Source organism: Desulforamulus putei DSM 12395, assembly GCF_900129195.1.
Lineage (GTDB): Bacteria > Bacillota > Desulfotomaculia > Desulfotomaculales > Desulfotomaculaceae > Desulfotomaculum > Desulfotomaculum putei.
This window is the reverse complement of record NZ_FQUY01000016.1, coordinates 16,424-36,358: the sequence shown is the minus strand read 5'-3', so window position 1 is coordinate 36,358 and position 19,935 is coordinate 16,424. Positions and strand designations below refer to the sequence as shown.

Here is a 19,935-nt window from a genome sequence, read left to right as displayed (position 1 = left end):
TTAAAAATGATAGAGGATATTAATGTTCGAATTTCGCACGAGATGGAACTAAATAATGACTTCCCAGCGTATTATCTTCAATCTTTTTACGGGAAAATTATTTTTAGCGATTGGGAAACCGACGCCGAAGAAAGTCCAGAATTAGTAGAAGTTGGGGAAGTTGAGTTTGATTATTTTGATAATGACAGTGCAATTAAAAACGGAGAAGATATATTTCCTATTTTAGATGATATTGACCAGGAATATTATGACCTTTATAAGGCTCTAAGTGTGTACTTTGGAAAAAATAATATTCCGAATTTCCTTTATTTGCACCGAATAACGGTTAAAGAACAATATCGCTCTAATGGAATAGCATCGGCAGTTACCGAAAGAATTGAACATTATTTTAAAAATAAAGCCAAGATTGCGATTGTAAAACCCTGGCCTTTAGAAATAGATCATGATTCAGAGGAATTTAAAAAAATGCGGCAAAAAATGGTGAGACACTACCAAAAACTTGGATATAAAAAAATAAGCGATGGTTTCATGGTTAAATATCTCTGGTAGTTAATTAGCAAGAAGACGATGTTTTACTTCGGGTAGTCATTGTACTTTTTGCCTCACTGGGTGTGCTATTATAGTATATTTTAAAATACGGAGGCTAGTTAAAGATCCGCGGTACAATAGTTGACTACCGTTAATATTAAGGATCCCGGGCGGGGGCCTTCGGGGACGGGTTGCGGCAGCAACCCGGATGAACCGGGAAGCCTCGGACTTTGGTCCGGGGAGTCGTCACATCTATATTATTAAAGAACTTGGGTTTTAGTTTAAACCAAAAAGTCCTTAATGTCGTAGATCATTATAATAAAGAGATATAAAAGTGGTAGTGTTGGCTGTGCATATATTGACACAAGGCCCGCCTCCACCACCATATTCACAGTTTTTTAAAATATAACTTCTACTTTTTCACGGGTCACATTAACCTGCTCAACGTACTCCGCGATGATGTCTTTACATTGCGCGGAGTCTTTATTTTTTAGCAGGGTGAAATAGTGGAAGTTTCAAGAGATTATTTATAATTTGAAAAAGTTCTAGGTTCTGTTTCTGAAGCTACTTTCCATTGAATATTTATTTTTACATCTTCCAAGAGCAATGAAGGCTTGAGGAGGCAGTTCCTTCTCTCCTGGCAGCTTAAAGCCGGTTTTTGGTGTAGCCTTTGATATTTCCATGGATTGATTAATAGGTAACTCAGGTAATTTTCACGGATTCAGGTTAATTATTTAATTCTAAATGGCATAATCAATAATTGCCCCTCAAGAAATGAAGGTAAAGTATGGCTGGAATGTTGTTGAAAGGGTTTGATCGGGTTGTTACCATATAAAGAGATATGGGACAATATTCTAATGATACAGCAATTTGGCTTGCCCTTTAATATGAAAAACACAAAGGATAAAACCGATTTAACCTTAGAAGATATTCTAGGTTTAAAGGACGAATTTATCCTCTCCACCCTGGAATATTCTGAGAAAATTGATAAAATCATGACTGGTCATAGTCAAATCATAGATTTTACCTTCCGGTACAAAGAGGATAATTCCATCGAACGAAATTGGTACAAAGATGATCTTTTACGGAAGTGGCTGGAGCAAATCCCCGCTCACCCCGTGGGCCACAGCTTGAAGTCATATGTAGATTATCTTTATGAAAAGGCGTTTCAGCAGCAGAATCGGGAGGAGATTTGATATGTCCAGACTATATCTATATTCCAAATGTCAAGGCAGTACCGGCCTTCTAGAAATCGCTTCTTCCCAGGAAGTGAAGGATGCATACAAACGAATTAAAGCCAGTGTCCCAGGGGCCAGCATCGGTGTATATGGCGCCAAAGATTTTGCCACCTTGCGTCGGACACACCGCAACTTAACCAACTACAGTATCTATCATTCTGTAGATGAGTTTATTTCTAAAATAACAAGACGTTAAGCGGAGGCAACCCTGTTTTTTGTTGGTTTGCCAAAGAAAAATTTACTTAAGACCGCCCGCTTCAGAAATATGACCATCTTAAACCAATTTAACCGCCTACGTGTGACAACTGGAAATATCTGCATTACAATAAATTTAAAGTCGACCGGACATATGTTCGGCGGCTTTTTATTTTTAGTGGCAGCGGACTCACCGGCCGGCGCTATTGCGGGGGTGCGAAAAAATAAAAATATCTGCCCTGCAGCTATAGGATAGATTTCTATGCAATTTTTAAATAACAAGGCGCTATCCAATGTTAGTCAACATTATGGCCGAGGATAACGGCGGTTCGAAAACATGATGAAGAGACACCGATACACTGGCGGATAAGATTGGTAATGCCACCGCCAGCCGGCTGTTTGCCATGTGCTGGGGGCAGCTTTTAAGCAAAATATTAAGAGGCCACCGTTTCACAGTGGCCTCGTGACGATGTTATTTTGAATCCTTTCCGTAATAAGCGGTAGTATAAAGATTCTTCATATCTTGAATATTAGGTACTCTTGGGTTGCAGTACGTACAAATGTCGTTCAGTGCATTTTGAGCAGTTATTTCTAGTCTGTCAAAGAAAGTTTTTTCATCTACTCCAGCGTCCTTAATTGTATGGGGTTGGCCGATATCAGTTTGTAATTGATAAATGGCCTGTACAAGTTTATTAACAGCATCCCTGTTATTTTCAAAGTCAATTTTCAATGCACTGGCGATTTCTGCATACAATTCGGAAACCGCAATTGAGTTATACTCTATGACATAGGGTAACATTAAAGAATTAGCTAAACCATGAGGAATACCATATTGGGATCCTAACTGGTGCGCTAAACTGTGAACTATGCCTAGGAACGAATTCGTAAAGGCCATCCCTGCCATTAAAGAGGCGGTATGCATATCTTCCCTAGCTGCTTTGTTGCGACCATCGGCATAGGCCTTGGGTAAACTCCTAAAGACCATTTGAATGGCGCGTATAGCAATTGCCTTATCAATTTCTGTGGCAGCAATCGAGGTATATGATTCTATGGCATGAGTTAGTACGTCCATACCGGTAGCCGCTGTGACTTTAGGAGGCATGTTAGAAGCTAACTCCGGATCAGTAATAGCAATGTCAGGGGTAATTTCGTTACCGGCAATAACATTTTTAACATGAGGCTCAACGCTGCGGTTTGTAATTACCGCGGCACATGTAACTTCCGAACCGGTGCCACTGGTGGTAGCAATGGCAATAAAGCGAGCCTTTTGACGTAAGGGTGGGAGTTCCCCAAAAACTTCGTCCCAGGTAAGATTTGGATACTCATATTTGACCCACATACCTATAGATTGGCTGTTATAAGAAAATCCCTCCGTAGCCCAAACCTGCGGACGCCGGTGAATATTCCTAAACAAGGGAAGCAGAAACCTTAGTTTTAATGCTGGAACAAATCCCGTTCCTTAAGTATAATATTTGAAAGGGGTGGGGATTAATGGAAAAAATATGGGAACAAATTTTAGCCAAGTTAGAACAGATGGATAACCGAATGGAAAACATGGAATCCATGATGGGAAACTTTGAATCCAGAATGAAAAATATGGAATCCAAAATGGATAACATGGAATCCAGGATGGGAAACATGGAATCCAGATTGGATAACATGGAAAAGACTATGGAGGAACGGTTCCAAAGATTGGAAGTAGCCTCTACGGAACTATTAACAGATGTTAAAAAGATAAAAGAACAGCTTGACATGATCCAGAAGGAAGTAGATTACATAGACTATAAAACCCATCAGCATGACAAAGATATTTACAATCTTAAAAAGCTAATAGCAGGATAAGTTACCTGAAACAATTTGATATTGAAAGTAATATTCCACCTGCTAAGCTGTGTCTATTTATCATGTATCGATGCCAAGTGTTTGGCAAAATTATACCAGTAATGAAAGGCCACCAAGATAAAATCCGGTGGCCTTAATTAATCCGATAACTCCGTTAGGGTACTATGCCGTCGGACATGCTGGCATAATCACCCTTTTAATACCTGCTGGATTGGGTGTCTAATTCAAACTTTAATTCTTTATTTTCCCTTTTGGTCTTTAGAGTAGTGTTTTTCTCTTTGGGCATTTGATCACCTCCTTATCCCGGTCTTAATCAACATAACTAAATGCCTCCCAAAACAATACCCATAACCAAGATAAACAGGGCTACGCCGGTAAAGATATATTTGGCCAGAAAACCCCACCAGGGCCCCAGTGGCTTAGCCGCGCCTTTATTGACCTGGGCACGTGCCCGTTCCACACCATTAAAGGCAAAGGCTGAGGGGATGGTGACAAAGGCTGCCAGCAGCGAAGCAATGGTTGTATCCTTTACAGGAAAGACCAAGAGAAAGCAACGGTCTAATTAACTTTCCATAAAACAATGACACTTTTGACTGGAATTTTTGGCTTCAAGAAAAAATTAAGAACGGTCCAGGATTGGTTAATAAAAAGCCAAATAGCAGAGGGAATTTATGTTTTTTCGCACCAATGGCATTTGCGGACATTTTATGTAACACTTAGCATAAAAGCAGAAATGGTATACCGGTATACCATATAAGGAGGAGGAAGATGACAGAAGAATATGATCTGATGCCGGTGGAAGCCGACCCGCAACCCCAGGTAAGAGACAAGGTTTACCGGCAGCTGAGGCAGGCCATCCTGGAGGGCCGCTTAAAACCGGGAGAGCGTTTAGTCGAGCGAAAACTGGCAGATATCCTGAGGGTCAGCCGGACCCCCGTGCGGGAAGCTATTCGCATGCTGGAACTGGAGGGGTTGGTGGCTCACCTGCCGCGGGGCGGCACGGTGGTGGCCCGGGTTAGCGATCTGGAGGTCCTGGAGATCTACCGTATAAGGGCGGTGCTGGAGGGTTTGGCCGCCCGCATGGCGGCGGAGAAAATAAAGCCGGAGCAGCTGCAGCAGCTGGTTGGCCTGATGGAAGATATCGAAGGGTATGCTTCCGGAGGCGATTTGGAAAGCTTGGAAAAGGCGCACCAGCAGTTTAACGATGTGATTTATCAAGCGGCGGATAGTCAACGGCTGTATGCCATGATTACCTCCCTGGTTGAACATATTAATAGGTATACCAGGGTTGGGTATTGCCACCCCGGGCGTATCGAGGAAGCCACCCAGGAACACAGACTTCTGGTGGAGGCCATTAAAATGCGGGACGGCAGCCTGGCGGAACGGATTGCCAGGGAGCACATCGATAATTCTCGACGGGCCTATTTCAGCGAAGTGGCCTGTAAGATGGGGCAGGCATAGGGCAGTCTGTTTTTTGATCATGTTAAGGGGGAGGGTTTCTTTTGACACCACTGGAGTTTTTCATTATCTTTGTGGCGGGAATTGCCGCCGGGTTTGTTAATGTGGTAGGAGGCGGGGGTTCTTTAATTGCCATGCCTGCTTTAATCTTTCTAGGCTTACCGTCGGCCGTGGCAAACGGCACCAACCGTGTTGCGTTGATGGTGCAGAGCCTGGTGGCCATTGGTTATTTTAAGAATAAGGGATATTTTTACCCCATAAATGCTTCAGGAGGCTTGCTGATCAATTTAAAAATCGGATTATGCGGGGCCTAGGGCACCGTAAAGTATATTGTTAGACTAAGACTAGGATCGGTTACCTATCTAAGACTTTTTTGTATAGGTCTAAAGGCCCGCTGCGAACACCGGTATCGTGGATAAGATGTGGATAACTCTGTGGAAAAGCGACCTTTTATGTGGATAAGTCGAATGGTGTAAAACCATGTAAAGAAGAGTATTTTTTGCAGAATTAAGAAAAACGTGTATCATGGAGCCGCTCTGGCAGGGATTTATCATTTCATATAGAAAATAACATAACGGCAACGAATTCATGACACAACATGTAATCGTTGCCTTTTTATTTTCTATAGGCAAAATCATATTTATCATATTGCAGGGGTTTACGACGAACAGGTTGCTGCGGCGCATGGAGATTGCCATCTTTTGGGTATACTAATCATAAGGAGGTATGTTTCATGTTTTGTCCCAAGTGCGAAATAGAGATGCGTCAGGCTGTTAAAGAAGGGGTCGTTATTGATGTATGTCCCCGGTGTCGTGGGGTTTGGCTGGATCATGGGGAACTGGAAAAGATAATGCATGAGGCCAGGCATGCCATGGTGGAATATGATGAACTATACAAGTATTACGATCACCACAAACACCACGACCATCACCATGGATACAAGCATTATAAGAAGAAGCATAGCCTGTTTAGTATTTTGGAAGACATTTTTGATTAATTTTGTTGAGGTATATAACCATCTAAAAGCCGGATTCCGGCTTTTTTTCTTGGATTACACTAAAAATATGGGTTGTTTAAAAAACGTTAAACAAAGAGGCGGTGGGACAGGCCGCACAGGGAAGCATCTTTAATGTCTTTGGCCAGTTCCTCCAATTCATCCAGGTCCTCCATTTCTCCATTGCCCTAGGTGATCCGTTCCACAGCACGCGGATCAGCTGTTCCGGATCCCGTCCGTAGTTTTCCAGCACTTTATCAAGCCGGTGAAATTTTCTATTCTCTCGGGGTCCTGCACATGCAATCCATATCACCTCCGACACTGGCTAACTCTTAGCTTGTCCCAAAAGAGACAGATCATACAAAATGAAACGCCCGGGCAAAACCCGGACGAATTTAATGTTGGGTTATTCTTATTTGTTGTAGCCGCCATAGAAACCGTCACCGAAGAATAGCAGGATCAGCACCAGGAAAATAATGAAGGCAAAGTTGTTGTAATAACCGTAACCGCCCATGAAGCATCCTCCTTTCCTTAATGATAAGGGGCGCCATTATTTGCCCTTTGCTCCATAGTATGGAAAGGTGTCAAAAAAGGTTCCACTGTAAAAAACCAAAAAAATGATTTGCTTGCTTAGGGCAAGCGGAAAGGAATATTCCCTTTTTATGCTGAAATATTCTAATGTATTAGGGGGTGCGGGCGGCGCATGAGTAATATGTTGTTGTTTGAAAACACCTATACCCATTTTGCCCCGGCAGAAAGGTTAGCCCTGGACAGGGTCCTGGCGCAATCCCAGGCTGTGGCAAAGTTTCATGACCTGCACAATGTTTTTAATGCATTTCCCAATGTAATTATGATTTTAAATGAATACAGGCAGGTTGTTTATGGCAACCAGGCTCTTCTGGACCTGTTAAATATTCATGATACAAGCCAGATCCTGGGGGCTAGGCCAGGGGAGGTTTTAAACTGCATTCATGCCCGGAAAAACGAACCCGGCTGCGGCACCAGTGAAAACTGCAGTACATGCGGTGCGGCGCTGGCCATTCTGACCAGCCAGAGCGGTAAAGAAGCTGCCCGGGAATGCCGGCTGATTGTAAAAAAAGGTGATGAATATGTATCCCTGGACTTGCTTTTTTCAGCCAAACCCTTTGAACTGGCAGGACAGCATTTTACCATTGTTTTTGTTACGGACATCAGCCATGAAAAAAGAAGGAGAGCCCTGGAAAGGATCTTTTTCCACGATATCCTGAATACCGCAGGCAGTCTCCGCGGTGTGGTTGAGTTATTGGGCCATACCAAAGACCCTGCCAAAGTAAAGGAACTCTTGCAAGACCTGGAGGAAGTATCTGCTTCGTTAATTGAGGAAATACTGGAACAGCGGGACCTGGTTAGCGCCGAAAACAATGAATTAAGGGTTAACAGGGAACCGGTGGAATCCGGCGAGCTATTAAACTATATCATTCATCAACTATCCAACCACCCGGCGGCCAGGGGTATTTTCCTCAAGGTAGACGAAGCCACTGAAAACGTGTCCTTTGTGACTGACCCGGTCCTGTTAAAGAGGGTGCTGGGGAATATGGTTAAAAATGCCCTGGAAGCTTCCAAAACCGGAGACACCGTCACCCTCGGGGTCATGAAAAAGGAGAGGCGGGTTCAGTTTTGGGTGAACAATCCTCTGGCCATGTCGAGGGAGGTGCAGCTGCAGGTTTTCCAAAGATCCTTCTCCACCAAGGGCAGCGGCAGGGGCCTGGGAACCTATAGTATGAAGCTCCTGACCGAGCGTTATCTTAAAGGAACCATCTCCTTTGTGGTGAATGAAGAAAAGGGAACAACGTTTATCGCCAGTTATCCCTTGCATTTGTCCGATGAATAGAAAGTGTCACTTTTTTGATTTGCCGCTTTGAATTGGACAAAGCCATGGCGGCCTTTATCATCGCCAACGGACGGCGGCCATGGGCCGGCCGGTGACTTGGAAGAACTCATTCAGTTAGCGAAAGAAAACGGCGTCAAGCTGGTGGCCTGCCAGATGTCCATGGACGTCATGGGCATCAAGCCCGCGGAACTCATCGACGGGGTGGAAATCGGCGGTGCAGCCATGTACCTGGGAGAAGCCGAACAATCCAACGTCAACCTGTTCATTTAAAACACAAATTCAAGTTGGGGACGGTTCTTGACTTGAATTCCATATAATGGAATTCAAGTCAAGAACCGTCCCCAACTTGAATTTAAAGGTGCTGCTTGACTTTCTTTTGGTGGGTCCGTTATAGTAAGCAAAAGTACACTTAACAGGTGTATTTTAATATGAAAGAGGGTTGTTCAGGATGAGGCTAAACCAGGCCACAGATTATGCCTTTCGCGCGGTTTTATATCTGTCCCAGTTGCCCAAGGGACAATTGGCGGAAGCTAAACTTATTGCAGAACAGGAGAGGATCCCCATCCGGTTCCTGCTGAAAATTCTCCGACTGCTTACTGCAGCCGGCATTGTGGAATCATACCGGGGGGTCAGCGGGGGTTATGCCCTGGCCAGGGATCCCGGAGAGATCACCATGAAGGACGTTGTGGAAGCGGTGGAGGGACCGTTGGTGGTTAATCGATGCTTGGTGGCGCCGGAGGAATGCAGTAAAAACTTCGCTGCCAGGTGCCCCCTGCACAAGGCCCTTTTTTCTATTCAGCAGACGCTGAACAGAGAACTGGCAAGCTATAACTTTGCAGACCTCCGTGCTTGTACTGATAAATAAAGGTAAAAAATTTTTATTTCAGGGAAAACTTGAAAAGGGAAAACCTCCGTTCTTAAAGAAACCTTCAAGGAAAAATTCTTGAAGGCTTTTCATTTTAGGAGATCTTTCATAATTTTAGTCCCCAGGGGGGTTAAGGATGACTAAAGATCAACTTTGGCACAAGTATTACCCGGAGGGTATATCTACTCAAATGGATCTTCCCAATGTTTCTTTGTATTGCTTGCTTGAACAGGCCGCCCATAAATATCCTGATAACCAGGCCATCCTTTTTCTCAACCACGAGCTTACCTATCGCCAACTAAAAGAAAGGGTGGATCGGTTTGCCATGGCTCTGCACAGCCTGGGAATCAAAAAAGGGGACCGGGTGGTCTTCATGCTGCCTAACTGCCCGCAAATTGTCATTTCTTACTATGCGGTGGCCTGCCTGGGAGCGGTGGGAGTGATGGTGAACCCGCTGTTTACGGAGCGGGAACTCTCTTACCTATTAAAAGACTCCGGGGCGGAAACCATCATTTGCCTGGACCAACTCCAGCAAAAAGTAATCAACGTCCTGCCTGAAACCTCGGTTAAAAGGGTCATTTCAACCGGTTTCCAGGACTACCTGTCCCTACCGCTGCATTTGCCCGGTTCCTCTCAGGAAACAAGTCAAGGGCACGAGCCCGGAACCCGGGGCGTCTTTCGATTTGAACAACTGCTGCAGCAGCACCTGCCTACCCCGCCCCGAGTGGAACTGGAGGTGGAAAAGGACCTGGCTTTGCTCCAATATACCGGGGGGACTACGGGTGTTATAAAGGGGGCCATGTTAACCCATAAAAACTTATCTAGCAACGTGATGCAAACCAGGGCCTGGCTGAACATCTGTGAGGAGGGGAAGGAGAGGTTCTTCTGTGTCCTGCCCTTCTTTCATGTATTTGCCATGACCACCTGTATGAACCTATCCGTATACCTGGCCGCCGCCATGATCCTGATTCCCCGCCTAGAGGCAATGAATTTACTGAAACAGATTCAACAATACCGTCCCACCGTGTTCCAGGGGGTACCCTCCCTGTATGTAGCCGTGATCTCCCACCCGGAGGTGAAGAAGTACGACCTGTCTTCCATCCGTTGCTGCGTGTCCGGCGGGGCGCCGCTGCCTGCCGAGGTGCAGCAGCAGTTTGAAGCCCTTACCGGGGCCAAGCTGGTGGAGGGTTATGGTTTAACCGAGGCATCTCCTGTCACCCACTGCAACCCTGTGGCGGGCTATCGAATCAGCGGTTCCATAGGGCTTCCCATGCCCAATACCGAGATCAAAATTATGGACCTGGAAACCGGGACCAGGGAACTGCCGCCGGGAGAAGTGGGAGAATTATGTGTGAAGGGGCCCCAGGTGATGAAGGGCTACTGGAACATGCCTGAAGAAACGTCAAAGGTGCTGCGGGACGGCTGGTTATATACCGGAGACATTGCCCGCATGGATGAGAGCGGTTTTACTTATATTGTCGATCGTAAGAAAGACATGGTCATCAGTATGGGTTATAATGTATACCCCAGGGAAGTGGAGGAAGTCCTCTATGAGCATCCCGCTGTGAAAGAAGCTGCGGTCATCGGCCTTAAAGATCGTCATCGGGGGGAAGTCCTCAAGGCCTTTGTTGTTTTGAAAGAGGGTGCGGAAGCCAGGCGGGAAGATATCATTAAATTCTGCCGCCGTTATTTGGCCCAGTACAAGGTGCCCAAACAGGTTGAATTTCGTGCCGAGCTTCCCAAGTCCTCAGTAGGCAAAATTCTGCGCCGGGTTTTGGTTGAAGAGGAAAAACAAAGATAAAACAGGGTCACTAAAAGCGCTGTTGGAAAAGCGTTTGCCTGATCAGACTGCCGCCATGGAAGAGGTTCATTCCTCCGTTGAAAAACTCCACCGGATGGCTGCCGAACTTGATGAACCGGTGTATACTACGAGCCGGTGGTTAAAAAATACCTGTTAAGCATGGAAAAGGAGCAGCATATTGACTGCTCCTTATGTATTGACCGGCTTCAGGGCTGCAGGAACACAGGTTTACTGCACCTCACGCATGACCCCGATGGACCCCCTGGAAGGTGGTTGTACAAGGAAACACCTGTAAAAAAGCCCCTTATGCCTAAAGGACTATTCAATAATTTGTGGAAATAAAATTTAAAAGAATAATTAACATAGGAGTCACCCAATGTCTTTCCGGCGAAAGGTTGTCCGTTCAGGTATTCAAATTTTACCCCTGGCCTATATGGCGTTCATCTGGTTTTTATCGAGCCGGCCCAGTCATTCCGTTGTAGATCTGGGTTTTTACGATTCTTTGATTAAGGAAAGCCTGCACCTGGTGGAATTTGCCATCTTGTACGGGCTGCTGGTCCTGGCCCTGCTGACCCGGGGTGAACTGACCCCCGCAGGGAACAAGCTGGCGGTAATCATCTCGGTGGCCTATGCCCTTTTGGACGAGTTTCACCAGTCCTTTATCCCTTCCAGGTCCGCCTCGGTTACAGATATAATCAAAGATGTGACCGGCATCGCCTTCGTTTGGTATGTAGTAAGAGAAACCTATTTCCGCAATCCATACGCAAAAATCACCCGTTTTCTTTTTTGGGTGACCCGTACCTTTGCACCGCCGGGGAAACAACAAGAAAAGAAAGAAGAAAGGTGAGTTTACATGGGCTTTATCTTTGACCGGCAGCGCTGGCAGCCCTATCTTGAGCAGGCCTTTGATCAGCTGCACGCCATGCCGGAACCTGCCTGGCAGGAAAATAAAACAACCCTCTTTTTGCAACAGCAGCTTCGGGAACTAGGTTATCAAACCATCACCTTCCCCGATTGTACCGGTGTAATCGGTGTGCTGGGCGACGGACCTTGCACGGTGGCTTTGCGGGCGGATATGGACGCCCTCTGCCACCGGACAGAAAAGGGTGACGAATTTATCCATTCCTGCGGTCATGATGCCCACATGGCCATGGTCCTCACCGCTGCCGCTGCCCTGAGGAAAATGCCCCGGCCTAAAAACTGCCGGGTGAAGGTAATCTTCCAGCCGGCAGAGGAAACGGGCGAAGGGGCCCTGCGGCTGATTGAAAAGGGGGCCCTTGATGATGTGGACTTTCTGTTCGGTGTGCATCTAAGACCTATACAGGAATTACCCGGCGGTCTTGCCGCGCCGGCCATCCAAAACGGGGCAGCCTGCCTGCTGCATGGTGAAATCAAGGGCCTGAGCGCCCACGGGGCCAGGCCCCACCTGGGGATCAATGTCATTGAAGTGGCTGCCATGCTGGTCCAGATGATTCATGGGCTGCATTGGAATCCCTTGCAGCCGGCCTCCATAAAAATGACCCGCCTTTGGGCCGGCGGTGAAGCTGCCAACATTATTCCGGACCACGCAGCCTTTACGCTGGATGTAAGGGCCCAAACCAACCGGCATATGAATGAACTGGTGACCGCAGTGGAGCAGCTGGCAGCCGGCCTGGCCGGGGTCTATGGCGCTGAAATCCGCTTTACCAAAGGGGTGGAAACACCGGCGGCTGAAGTCAGTCCGCAAGCAATGGAAATTTTGTCCCGCGCCATCACCGATACCATCAGTGGGAAAAACCTGGCGCCCCCGGTGATGACCCCGGGCGCCGAAGATTTTCACTATTACACCCGCCTGCGCCCAGGGATTAAAGCAACCATGCTGGGATTGGGATGCCGGTTGGAACCGGGGCTGCACCACCCGGACATGCGGTTTGAGCGCCAATACCTGCTGGACGGGTCGGAAATCCTGGCCAGGGCGGTCTGGTATGCCTGCACCGGAACCCCGTGACAAACTGTTACCGGGAACCGGCAAAAAGTTATTCAGGAGGTTTCGCTATAATGGATGAGATCGTCATTAGACCCTTGACAACGGTTTCCGATATGAAAGCCGTGCAGGAATTGGAACAATCGGTGTGGGAAACCGAAATACCTGTGCCCATACACCAAACCTTAACGGTGGCAAGGAACGGCGGTGTTCTGCTGGGTGCTTTTCTGGGGGAGCAAATGGTGGGAATGCTTTACAGTTTTCCGGGCTTTTTAAATAACCAGATTTACCTTTGTTCCCATACTCTGGCTGTGCGGAAGGACCTGCGCAGCATGGGAATCGGCGAAAAACTGAAACTTGCCCAGGCCGAAGCGGCCCTGGCCAAGGGTTACCGGCTGATGACCTGGACCTACGATCCCCTGTTAACTCCCAACGGCTACCTCAATGTTGGCAAACTGGGTGTCATTTGCTCCACCTATATAGAAAATTGCTATGGCGAAATGAACGACTCCATGAACAAGGGGTTGCCCACGGATCGTTTTAAAGTGGAATGGTGGCTTGATCGGGAAAGACATATCCTGCCCCAGGGCAAGGAAATCAGCCTTATTGAGTGGCAATTGAATGACGGCGGGTTCCCGGTCCCACACAAGCTGACGGACAGCATCCTGGATGCGCAGGTGCTGAGGGTGGCTGTGCCGGCATATTTTCAGGACATGAGAGAAAAAGATTTGGCACTGGCCAGGGAATGGCGACAGTACACCCGGCAGGTGTTCGTTGAACGCTTTGCCGCCGGTTGGGCGGTGGCGGGATTCCGGCTTCACCGGGGGGAACCGGTACATGAGTACTTGCTGGTACCCCGTGCATCTCTGTCCATCCCCCGGGCGCCCTGGCAGAAAGGAGAGTAATTATGAAGTTTCACTCTATTACCCTGCGGGCTATGCAAATGCGCATGAAGGCCCCCTTTACAACCAGTTTTGGCACCGAATGGGACAAACACTTTATTCTAGTGGAAGTCCGGGATCAGGAAGGGCGCAGCGGCTGGGGCGAGTCGGTGGCCATGAAGGAGCCCCTTTACAATGAAGAAACTGTCGGCACCAACTGGCTGATGATGAAAGACTTTCTCATTCCTCTGCTGTGCCAAAAGACTCTGCAGCACCCCCAGGAGGTCACGGCCATTTTCAGTCATATCCGCCGCAACAACATGGCTAAATCGGCCCTGGAGGGCGCTATCTGGGACCTCTATGCCAAGCAGCAGGGCATTCCTCTCAGCCGGGCCCTGGGAGGGGAGCGCAGTGAAATTGAAGTGGGCATCAGCATCGGCATCCAGGAGTCGGTGGAAAAGCTGCTGTCCCTTGTGGAACAGTACGTCACCGAGGGGTACCGCCGGATCAAAATAAAAATTAAACCGGGCTGGGATGTTGACGTGGTGGCCGCTGTGCGCAACCGTTTCCCGCACATTCAATTGATGGCGGATGCCAACTCGGCCTATACTCTGCGGGACATGGACCATCTGGTGAAGTTGGATCAATTTGATTTAATGATGGTGGAACAGCCCCTGGCCCATGACGATATTATCGACCATGCCGCCCTGCAGAAACGGATGAAAACCCCCATTTGCCTGGACGAAAGCATTCACTCCCGGGAGGATGCCCGCAAAGCCGTCGAATTGGGTAGTTGCCGCATTATTAACATTAAGATCGGCCGGGTAGGCGGCCTCACGGAAGCTAGGCGCATTCACGACTACTGCCGGGATAAGGGAATCCCGGTATGGTGCGGCGGTATGCTGGAGGCCGGCGTGGGCCGGGCTCACAATGTGGCCCTCACCACCCTGCCCGGTTTCACCCTGCCCGGCGACACCGCCGCCTCCAGCCGGTACTGGGAGCAGGACATCATCCAACCGGAGGTCACGGTGGAAAAGGGTCTCATTCAAGTGCCGGACAGGCCAGGTATCGGCTATGAGCCGGTGCGGGAGATCATTGATCAGTTCACTCTGTACAGCGAGACATTTCGGCGGTAAGAAGGAATAATTCATTTCACCTGCCCCACGGGCAGGTTTTTTGATTCTGGCAAAACAAAGTGCCGGGCAGGATTCTAACAAGTGTTGTGGTACTAAAGAATGTATATACTGCAATTTTCGACAAGCGGGTTGCCCCTTGGAAAAAAGTGAGGAGATTTGATTTATGGCACAAACACTTATCAAAAACGGTTACGTCACGATCCTATCGCCAATATCGTATATGCCATGCAATCCCATTGTGGAATCCTCGTGAAGGTAAAATAAACCCGGTATTATGAAAGGGACCGCCGGGAAGTATGCTAGGAATAGCTCCTTTTCTACGAGGTGGACCATGCCTGTTTTCAATGCCAAATATCTCAGTGATGAAGAAATCTGGTCAAGAATTGATAAAATTGTTCAGGAAAGGGATGAGGTGCACAGGCTGCTGGCTAAGCCTGAGGTAAGCACCGACCCCTGCAGGATGCCCGAATTGGCCAAAAAACTAAACGACTTAAACCCAAAATGCCTCCTTTTTCATGAGTTAAGAAGCCTTGTGAAGGATCTTAGAGAACTGGAAGAAATGATTGGCGAGAAGGAACCGGACGAAGAACATGAACTGGTATCCCTTCACCGGGAATACCTGGACCTCTGCCGGGATAAGGCCCTGCAGGTCTACCAGACGCTCATGGAGATGGGGTTGTTGCCCGAGGAGGTCGAAGACGAGACGGACCTGGCCATCCTTAAGTTTATTGAGTATGCCGGGCCGGAATATGCCTGGCGGCTGGGTATCAATATCGGCCTTGATGTGGCAGAATCCCGCCGGCGTTTGGAGGCCCTGCTGGAAAAGGGCCTGCTGGAAAGGGTGCCGGGCAATATGCTGGAGGGCTACCACCGGCAAAAGGACTGGATCAAGCACATGAACCATACCTACTATCGAATCACCCGGGAAGGCAGGCATTATCTTCGAAAACTGCGCCGGGGTTTGGAAGATTTGTCCGAAGGATAAAGCCATGAGGCGACAGGTTTTCATGGACCCTAATAAGGTAAAGGTTTTTTAGAAACCCTATGGTCAAGGAGGTGGCTGTATTGTCCTGGTCCCTGTTAATCTCCATGGCAGAACGTATGGGCATTATAGTGGCCATCGCTTTTTTGTTTACCCGCTGGTCGGGTTTTCGCACCTTGCTGGACAACCGACCCAATCCACAAAGCAGGTTCCTTCTGGCCCTGATCTTTGGATTTTTAGGTATTATCGGCACCTATACCGGCATCACCGTCAGTCCCGGAGAGGTGCAGCACCGTTTCCCCGGCTCCCTTTCCTATGAGGATGCCATTGCCAATTCCAGGGCCATTGGGGTGATGGTGGCGGGCCTTTTGGGCGGTCCCCTCACCGGCCTGGGGGCCGGGCTCATTGCCGGTATCCACAGGATGTCCCTAGGCGGCTTTACTGATATTGCCTGCGGTATTTCCACCGTTTATGAAGGACTGCTGGGAGGACTGGTTTACTCCAGGATACGGCGGCATGGCATCATTTCTCCGGGGGTGGCTCTGGCCACGGGCATGGCCGGAGAAATGGGACAAATGGCCATTATCCTTTTGGTGGCCAAACCCTTTGCCAAGGCCTTGGCCCTGGTGCAAATCATTGCCATACCCATGGTCGTTGCAAACAGCCTGGGCATTGCGCTGTTTATGGCCATTATCCACGCGGTGGTAGAGCGTGAAAAAACCATTGGCGCGGTTCAAGCGCAAAAGGCCCTGGCCATTGCCGACAAAACCCTGCCCCATTTACGGACCGGTTTAAATTTTGACTCTGCTCTGGCCACTGCCCGTATTATTTATGAAGAATCAGGGGCGGGTGCGGTGGCCATTACCGACCACCGGTTTATATTAGCCCATGTGGGGGAAGGGGCGGACCACCACTTGCCCGGCCAGCCCATTTTGACCGAAGTTACCAAGCGTGTGCTGGAGCACGGCCAACTGCAAACCGCTGCCAACCCTTCGGAAATCCTTTGCAAAAACCGACAATGTCCCCTGCAATCGGCCATCGTGGTTCCCCTTTACAGCGGAAAAAAGATTATCGGAACCCTCAAATTATATTCTGTCAAGCGGCGCAGGCCGGACAAAGTAATGGTGGAGCTGGCCCGGGGTTTGGCCCAGCTCTTTTCCACACAGCTGGAGTTAGGGGAAGCCGAGAGGCAGGCCAGGCTGCTGCAGGATGCGGAAATCAAGGCGCTGCAGGCACAAATTAATCCGCACTTCCTGTTTAATGCCTTAAACACCGTAGTTTCCTTAATTCGAACCAATCCTGATGAAGCCCGGAAGGTACTCATAGAGCTGGGTAATTACATCCGGCAAAATTTGAAGAGCTCCTTAAGTAAATGGACAAATCTTGAAACAGAATTAAAACATGTGCAGGCCTACCTGGCGGTGGTGCAGGCTCGTTTTTCCCACCGCTTAAAGGTAATCGTCGATGTTCCCGACAGATTTCTTGGGGCATCCCTGCCGCCTTTAACCCTGCAGCCGCTGGTGGAAAACGCCGTCCAGCACGGGTTTATCAAATTTACCGATGAATCTATGATTTCTATTAGAGCTGTCCAACAAAATGAAGACCTTCTCATCACCGTCCAAGACAATGGCGTCGGGATCGACCCGGAGAAACTAAAAAGTTTGTTAGAAGGGAAGAACAACCGGCATGAGGGGGGGATTGGTCTCATCAATGTACACAGCAGGTTAAAGGGGGTCTTCGGCCCCGGTTACGGTCTTTCTATTCAGAGTTCCCCCCATGGGGGTACAACGGTGCAGTTTAGAATACCCTTGACTGTACAGCAAGAGGAGTGATTGGCATGAGAGTTGTGGTGGTGGATGATGAGGCCCCGGCCCGGGATGAACTGGTATACCTGTTAAAACAGCATGCCGGCTTGGAGGTGGTGGCCGAGGCGGAGGATGCCCATGCCGCCCTGCTGGCCTTACGAAAAGAGCGGCCGGATGCCGTGTTTTTAGACATATCCATGCCCGGGGGAGACGGGCTGGAAGTGGCCCGGAAGCTGGCCCGTATGACAGATCCCCCCCTGGTGGTATTTGCCACCGCCTATGACCGCCACGCACTGGCAGCCTTTGAGGTGAATGCAGTGGACTATTTGTTGAAACCCTTTTCTGAACAACGGGTGGCGGAAACCATCGACAAACTGAGGCGATTGGTTAACCAAAGAAAGACCGGGCATCACCCTTTGCAAAACAAGATTGCCGTCAGTGATGAAGACTTGATCACGCTGCTGGACCCCGCAGAGATTGTCTACGCCGGCCGCCAAGGCAGGGAAGTAATCATAAAAACATTCGACAAGGAATATAAGGTTAACTATACGCTACAAGGCCTGGAACAGCGGTTGGATAAAGTTTCCTTTTTTCGGCCTCACCACAGCTTTTTGGTTAATGTTAACAAGATTGAAAAAATTGAACCTGCCTTTCATGGCTACCAACTGGTAATGAAAGACAATAAATCCTCCAGGGTGCCGGTAAGCCGCAGCGGCATGAGAGAAATTAAACGGCTGTTGGGTATCTAGGAGTGCCGGTTTCCTTTTAGACAGTTATATGAACCATTTGTGCGAGCTTTTTGACAAAGTATACGCAAATTAAACACAGAGCTTTCCTCCTGCATTAAAATTAAATTGACTCAAGAAATCAATAAAGGAGGGAAGCACATGTTTACTTTTCTGGCTGCAATTATTTTACTCATTGTTGGATACCTTACCTACGGTAAATTCGTAGAAAAAGTATTTGGCGTAAATGAAAACAATGTATGCCCCGCTTACGCCAAGCAAGACGGTGTGGATTTCGTTCCCATGGAGTGGAAGCGGGCCAGCCTGATTCAGCTGTTGAACATCGCCGGTTTGGGTCCCATCTTTGGACCCATCATGGGTGCCCTGTGGGGTCCCGTGGCCTTTATATGGATTGTGCTTGGCTCCATCTTTGCCGGTGCGGTACACGACTACTTCTCCGGGATGCTCTCTGTGAGAAACGGCGGAGCGGGTCTGCCGGACATGGTAGGTAAGTATCTGGGCAGAGGCATGAAAGCCTTTACCAATGTTTTTGCACTGGTTCTGCTGGTCCTAGTGGGAACCGTGTTTATGACCGGTCCCGCCAAACTGCTGGCAAACTTGACACCGGGATGGATGACATTAGGCGTTTGGGTTGGTATCATCTTAGTTTACTATGTTCTGGCCACCCTGCTGCCCGTTGATAAGATTATCGGCCGGGTGTACCCGTTCTTTGGCGCCCTGTTGTTAATTATGGCCTTTGGTGTAGCTGGTGCCTTAATCCTCCAGGGGTATCATATTCCTGAGCTCACCCTGGCCAACATGCACCCGAAAGGCGCACCCATCTGGCCGCTGCTGTTCATTACCATTGCCTGCGGCGCCATTTCCGGTTTCCATGCCACCCAATCTCCCATTATTGCCCGCTGCACGCAAAATGAAAAATATGGCCGTAAGATTTTCTACGGCATGATGATTGCCGAAGGAATTATTGCCCTGATTTGGGCCGCTGCCGGCATGTCCTTCTACGGCAGCTATGAAGGCCTGGCCGCCGTGCTGGCGCCCGGTGGCCCCGGTCCCGCCGGTGTAGTGAAGGAAGTGGCCACCACCATGCTGGGCGCCGTGGGTGGTACTATGGCAGTGCTGGGTGTCATCGTACTGCCTATTACCTCCGGTGACACAGCCTTCCGCGGCGCCCGGATGCTGATTGCGGACTTTCTGAAAATGGACCAAAAGCCCTTTGGCAAACGGCTGGTCATTGCCATTCCGCTGTTCACCGTGGGTTACCTGCTCACACTGATTGACTTTAACTTCCTGTGGCGGTACTTTGCCTGGGCCAACCAGACCACTGCCATGATCATGCTGTGGGCAGCCGCCGTTTACCTTGTACAAGAGAAAAAGTTCCATTGGGTGGCTTCGGTTCCCGCTGCCTTCATGACCGTAGTGACCTTCACCTACATCCTGATGGCGCCGGAAGGATTTAAGCTGGCCACCGGCATCGCATACCCTCTGGGCTTTGTGCTGGCCCTGATTCCCATCGGGCTGTTTATTAAGAAAGTCCTGGGAATGAACAACGACCAACTGACAGTATCCCCGGCCAAAAAGCCGGTATCATAAAACTTGGCCCCTTCTGAAAATCGATATATGCTGCTAAATTT

Annotated in this window: 21 protein-coding genes and 2 pseudogenes; 20 read left to right on the top strand and 3 right to left on the bottom strand. The window is 48.7% G+C overall.

Annotation, left to right across the window (positions count from 1 at the left end):
* Positions 1-6 precede the first annotated feature (6 nt).
* The 3 genes from BUB67_RS10765 to BUB67_RS10755 all read left to right on the top strand — a co-directional run bounded on the left by BUB67_RS10765 (position 7) and on the right by BUB67_RS10755 (position 1,962).
* Positions 7-549 carry an N-acetyltransferase gene (locus BUB67_RS10765; protein ID WP_073239433.1) on the top strand — a complete coding sequence of 181 codons (543 nt, stop codon included), beginning with the start codon at positions 7-9 and terminating at the stop codon, positions 547-549.
* Positions 550-1,349: 800 nt separating this feature from the next.
* The gene (locus tag BUB67_RS10760; protein ID WP_073239432.1) at positions 1,350-1,724 is read left to right on the top strand and encodes a hypothetical protein; all 375 of its coding nucleotides are present in this window, start codon (positions 1,350-1,352) and stop codon (positions 1,722-1,724) included.
* A 1-nt stretch (position 1,725) separates the two neighbouring features.
* The gene (locus tag BUB67_RS10755) at positions 1,726-1,962 is read left to right on the top strand and encodes a hypothetical protein (RefSeq protein ID WP_073239431.1); all 237 of its coding nucleotides are present in this window, start codon (positions 1,726-1,728) and stop codon (positions 1,960-1,962) included.
* A 471-nt stretch (positions 1,963-2,433) separates the two neighbouring features.
* On the opposite strand, the gene BUB67_RS10745 is transcribed toward BUB67_RS10755, so the two are convergent.
* Positions 2,434-3,375, bottom strand: a complete 942-nt coding sequence (locus BUB67_RS10745; protein ID WP_238457024.1) for an iron-containing alcohol dehydrogenase — start codon at positions 3,373-3,375, stop codon at positions 2,434-2,436.
* Positions 3,376-3,452: 77 nt separating this feature from the next.
* Between BUB67_RS10745 and BUB67_RS10740 the strand changes: the two genes are divergently transcribed.
* Positions 3,453-3,803: a hypothetical protein gene (locus BUB67_RS10740; RefSeq protein ID WP_073239429.1), complete on the top strand. Its 351-nt coding sequence runs from the start codon at positions 3,453-3,455 to the stop codon at positions 3,801-3,803.
* A gap of 322 nt (positions 3,804-4,125) precedes the next feature.
* Here BUB67_RS10740 and BUB67_RS10735 read toward each other — a convergent pair whose 3' ends face one another.
* Positions 4,126-4,347 (bottom strand): hypothetical protein, encoded by a 222-nt coding sequence (locus BUB67_RS10735; RefSeq protein ID WP_143157060.1) that lies wholly within the window; start codon positions 4,345-4,347, stop codon positions 4,126-4,128.
* Between the two features lie 224 nt (positions 4,348-4,571).
* Between BUB67_RS10735 and BUB67_RS10730 the strand changes: the two genes are divergently transcribed.
* From BUB67_RS10730 to BUB67_RS10720, 3 genes are all read left to right on the top strand, one after another.
* Positions 4,572-5,264 carry a GntR family transcriptional regulator gene (locus tag BUB67_RS10730; RefSeq protein WP_073239428.1) on the top strand — a complete coding sequence of 231 codons (693 nt, stop codon included), beginning with the start codon at positions 4,572-4,574 and terminating at the stop codon, positions 5,262-5,264.
* Between the two features lie 41 nt (positions 5,265-5,305).
* Positions 5,306-5,575, top strand: coding sequence for a TSUP family transporter (locus tag BUB67_RS10725; RefSeq protein WP_238457023.1), 270 nt, complete (start codon positions 5,306-5,308; stop codon positions 5,573-5,575).
* Between the two features lie 419 nt (positions 5,576-5,994).
* Entirely contained in the window at positions 5,995-6,258 is a 264-nt protein-coding gene (locus BUB67_RS10720; protein WP_073239427.1) for a TFIIB-type zinc ribbon-containing protein, read from the top strand.
* A gap of 107 nt (positions 6,259-6,365) precedes the next feature.
* Here the strand turns inward: BUB67_RS10720 and BUB67_RS17235 are convergent.
* Positions 6,366-6,443: pseudogene (locus tag BUB67_RS17235) on the bottom strand (NADH-ubiquinone oxidoreductase-F iron-sulfur binding region domain-containing protein); the annotation flags it as partial.
* A 515-nt stretch (positions 6,444-6,958) separates the two neighbouring features.
* On the opposite strand from BUB67_RS17235, the gene BUB67_RS10715 reads away from it, so the two are divergent.
* The 13 genes and pseudogenes from BUB67_RS10715 (at position 6,959) to BUB67_RS10660 (ending at position 19,894) form a co-directional block, all read left to right on the top strand.
* Complete coding sequence (locus BUB67_RS10715; RefSeq protein ID WP_073239426.1) at positions 6,959-8,125, top strand: sensor histidine kinase; 1,167 nt, start codon at positions 6,959-6,961, stop codon at positions 8,123-8,125.
* Positions 8,126-8,221: 96 nt separating this feature from the next.
* A pseudogene (locus tag BUB67_RS10710) lies at positions 8,222-8,395 on the top strand (DsrE/DsrF/DrsH-like family protein); the annotation flags it as partial.
* Between the two features lie 178 nt (positions 8,396-8,573).
* A complete protein-coding gene (locus BUB67_RS10705) occupies positions 8,574-8,990 on the top strand; it encodes an RrF2 family transcriptional regulator (RefSeq protein ID WP_073239425.1) in 417 nt (138 codons plus the stop codon).
* 136 nt (positions 8,991-9,126) lie between these two features.
* Positions 9,127-10,791, top strand: a complete 1,665-nt coding sequence (locus tag BUB67_RS10700) for a long-chain-fatty-acid--CoA ligase (protein WP_073239424.1) — start codon at positions 9,127-9,129, stop codon at positions 10,789-10,791.
* Positions 10,769-10,948 carry a hypothetical protein gene (locus BUB67_RS16210; protein ID WP_143157059.1) on the top strand — a complete coding sequence of 60 codons (180 nt, stop codon included), beginning with the start codon at positions 10,769-10,771 and terminating at the stop codon, positions 10,946-10,948. The genes BUB67_RS10700 and BUB67_RS16210 overlap by 23 nt, the downstream gene beginning before the upstream one ends.
* Before the next feature lie 219 nt (positions 10,949-11,167).
* Positions 11,168-11,638, top strand: a complete 471-nt coding sequence (locus BUB67_RS10695) for a VanZ family protein (RefSeq protein WP_073239423.1) — start codon at positions 11,168-11,170, stop codon at positions 11,636-11,638.
* A gap of 6 nt (positions 11,639-11,644) precedes the next feature.
* Complete coding sequence (locus tag BUB67_RS10690) at positions 11,645-12,778, top strand: amidohydrolase (RefSeq protein ID WP_073239422.1); 1,134 nt, start codon at positions 11,645-11,647, stop codon at positions 12,776-12,778.
* 50 nt (positions 12,779-12,828) lie between these two features.
* Positions 12,829-13,659, top strand: a complete 831-nt coding sequence (locus BUB67_RS10685; RefSeq protein ID WP_073239421.1) for a hypothetical protein — start codon at positions 12,829-12,831, stop codon at positions 13,657-13,659.
* A 2-nt stretch (positions 13,660-13,661) separates the two neighbouring features.
* Positions 13,662-14,771: an o-succinylbenzoate synthase gene (gene menC / locus BUB67_RS10680; protein ID WP_073239420.1), complete on the top strand. Its 1,110-nt coding sequence runs from the start codon at positions 13,662-13,664 to the stop codon at positions 14,769-14,771.
* Between the two features lie 331 nt (positions 14,772-15,102).
* A complete protein-coding gene (locus BUB67_RS10675; protein WP_159431835.1) occupies positions 15,103-15,756 on the top strand; it encodes a DUF2250 domain-containing protein in 654 nt (217 codons plus the stop codon).
* A gap of 80 nt (positions 15,757-15,836) precedes the next feature.
* Positions 15,837-17,585: a sensor histidine kinase gene (locus BUB67_RS10670; protein WP_073239419.1), complete on the top strand. Its 1,749-nt coding sequence runs from the start codon at positions 15,837-15,839 to the stop codon at positions 17,583-17,585.
* Between the two features lie 5 nt (positions 17,586-17,590).
* The gene (locus BUB67_RS10665) at positions 17,591-18,307 is read left to right on the top strand and encodes a LytR/AlgR family response regulator transcription factor (protein WP_073239418.1); all 717 of its coding nucleotides are present in this window, start codon (positions 17,591-17,593) and stop codon (positions 18,305-18,307) included.
* Positions 18,308-18,445: 138 nt separating this feature from the next.
* On the top strand, positions 18,446-19,894 hold the full coding sequence (locus BUB67_RS10660) for a carbon starvation CstA family protein (protein ID WP_073239417.1): 1,449 nt from the start codon (positions 18,446-18,448) through the stop codon (positions 19,892-19,894).
* Positions 19,895-19,935 lie beyond the last annotated feature (41 nt).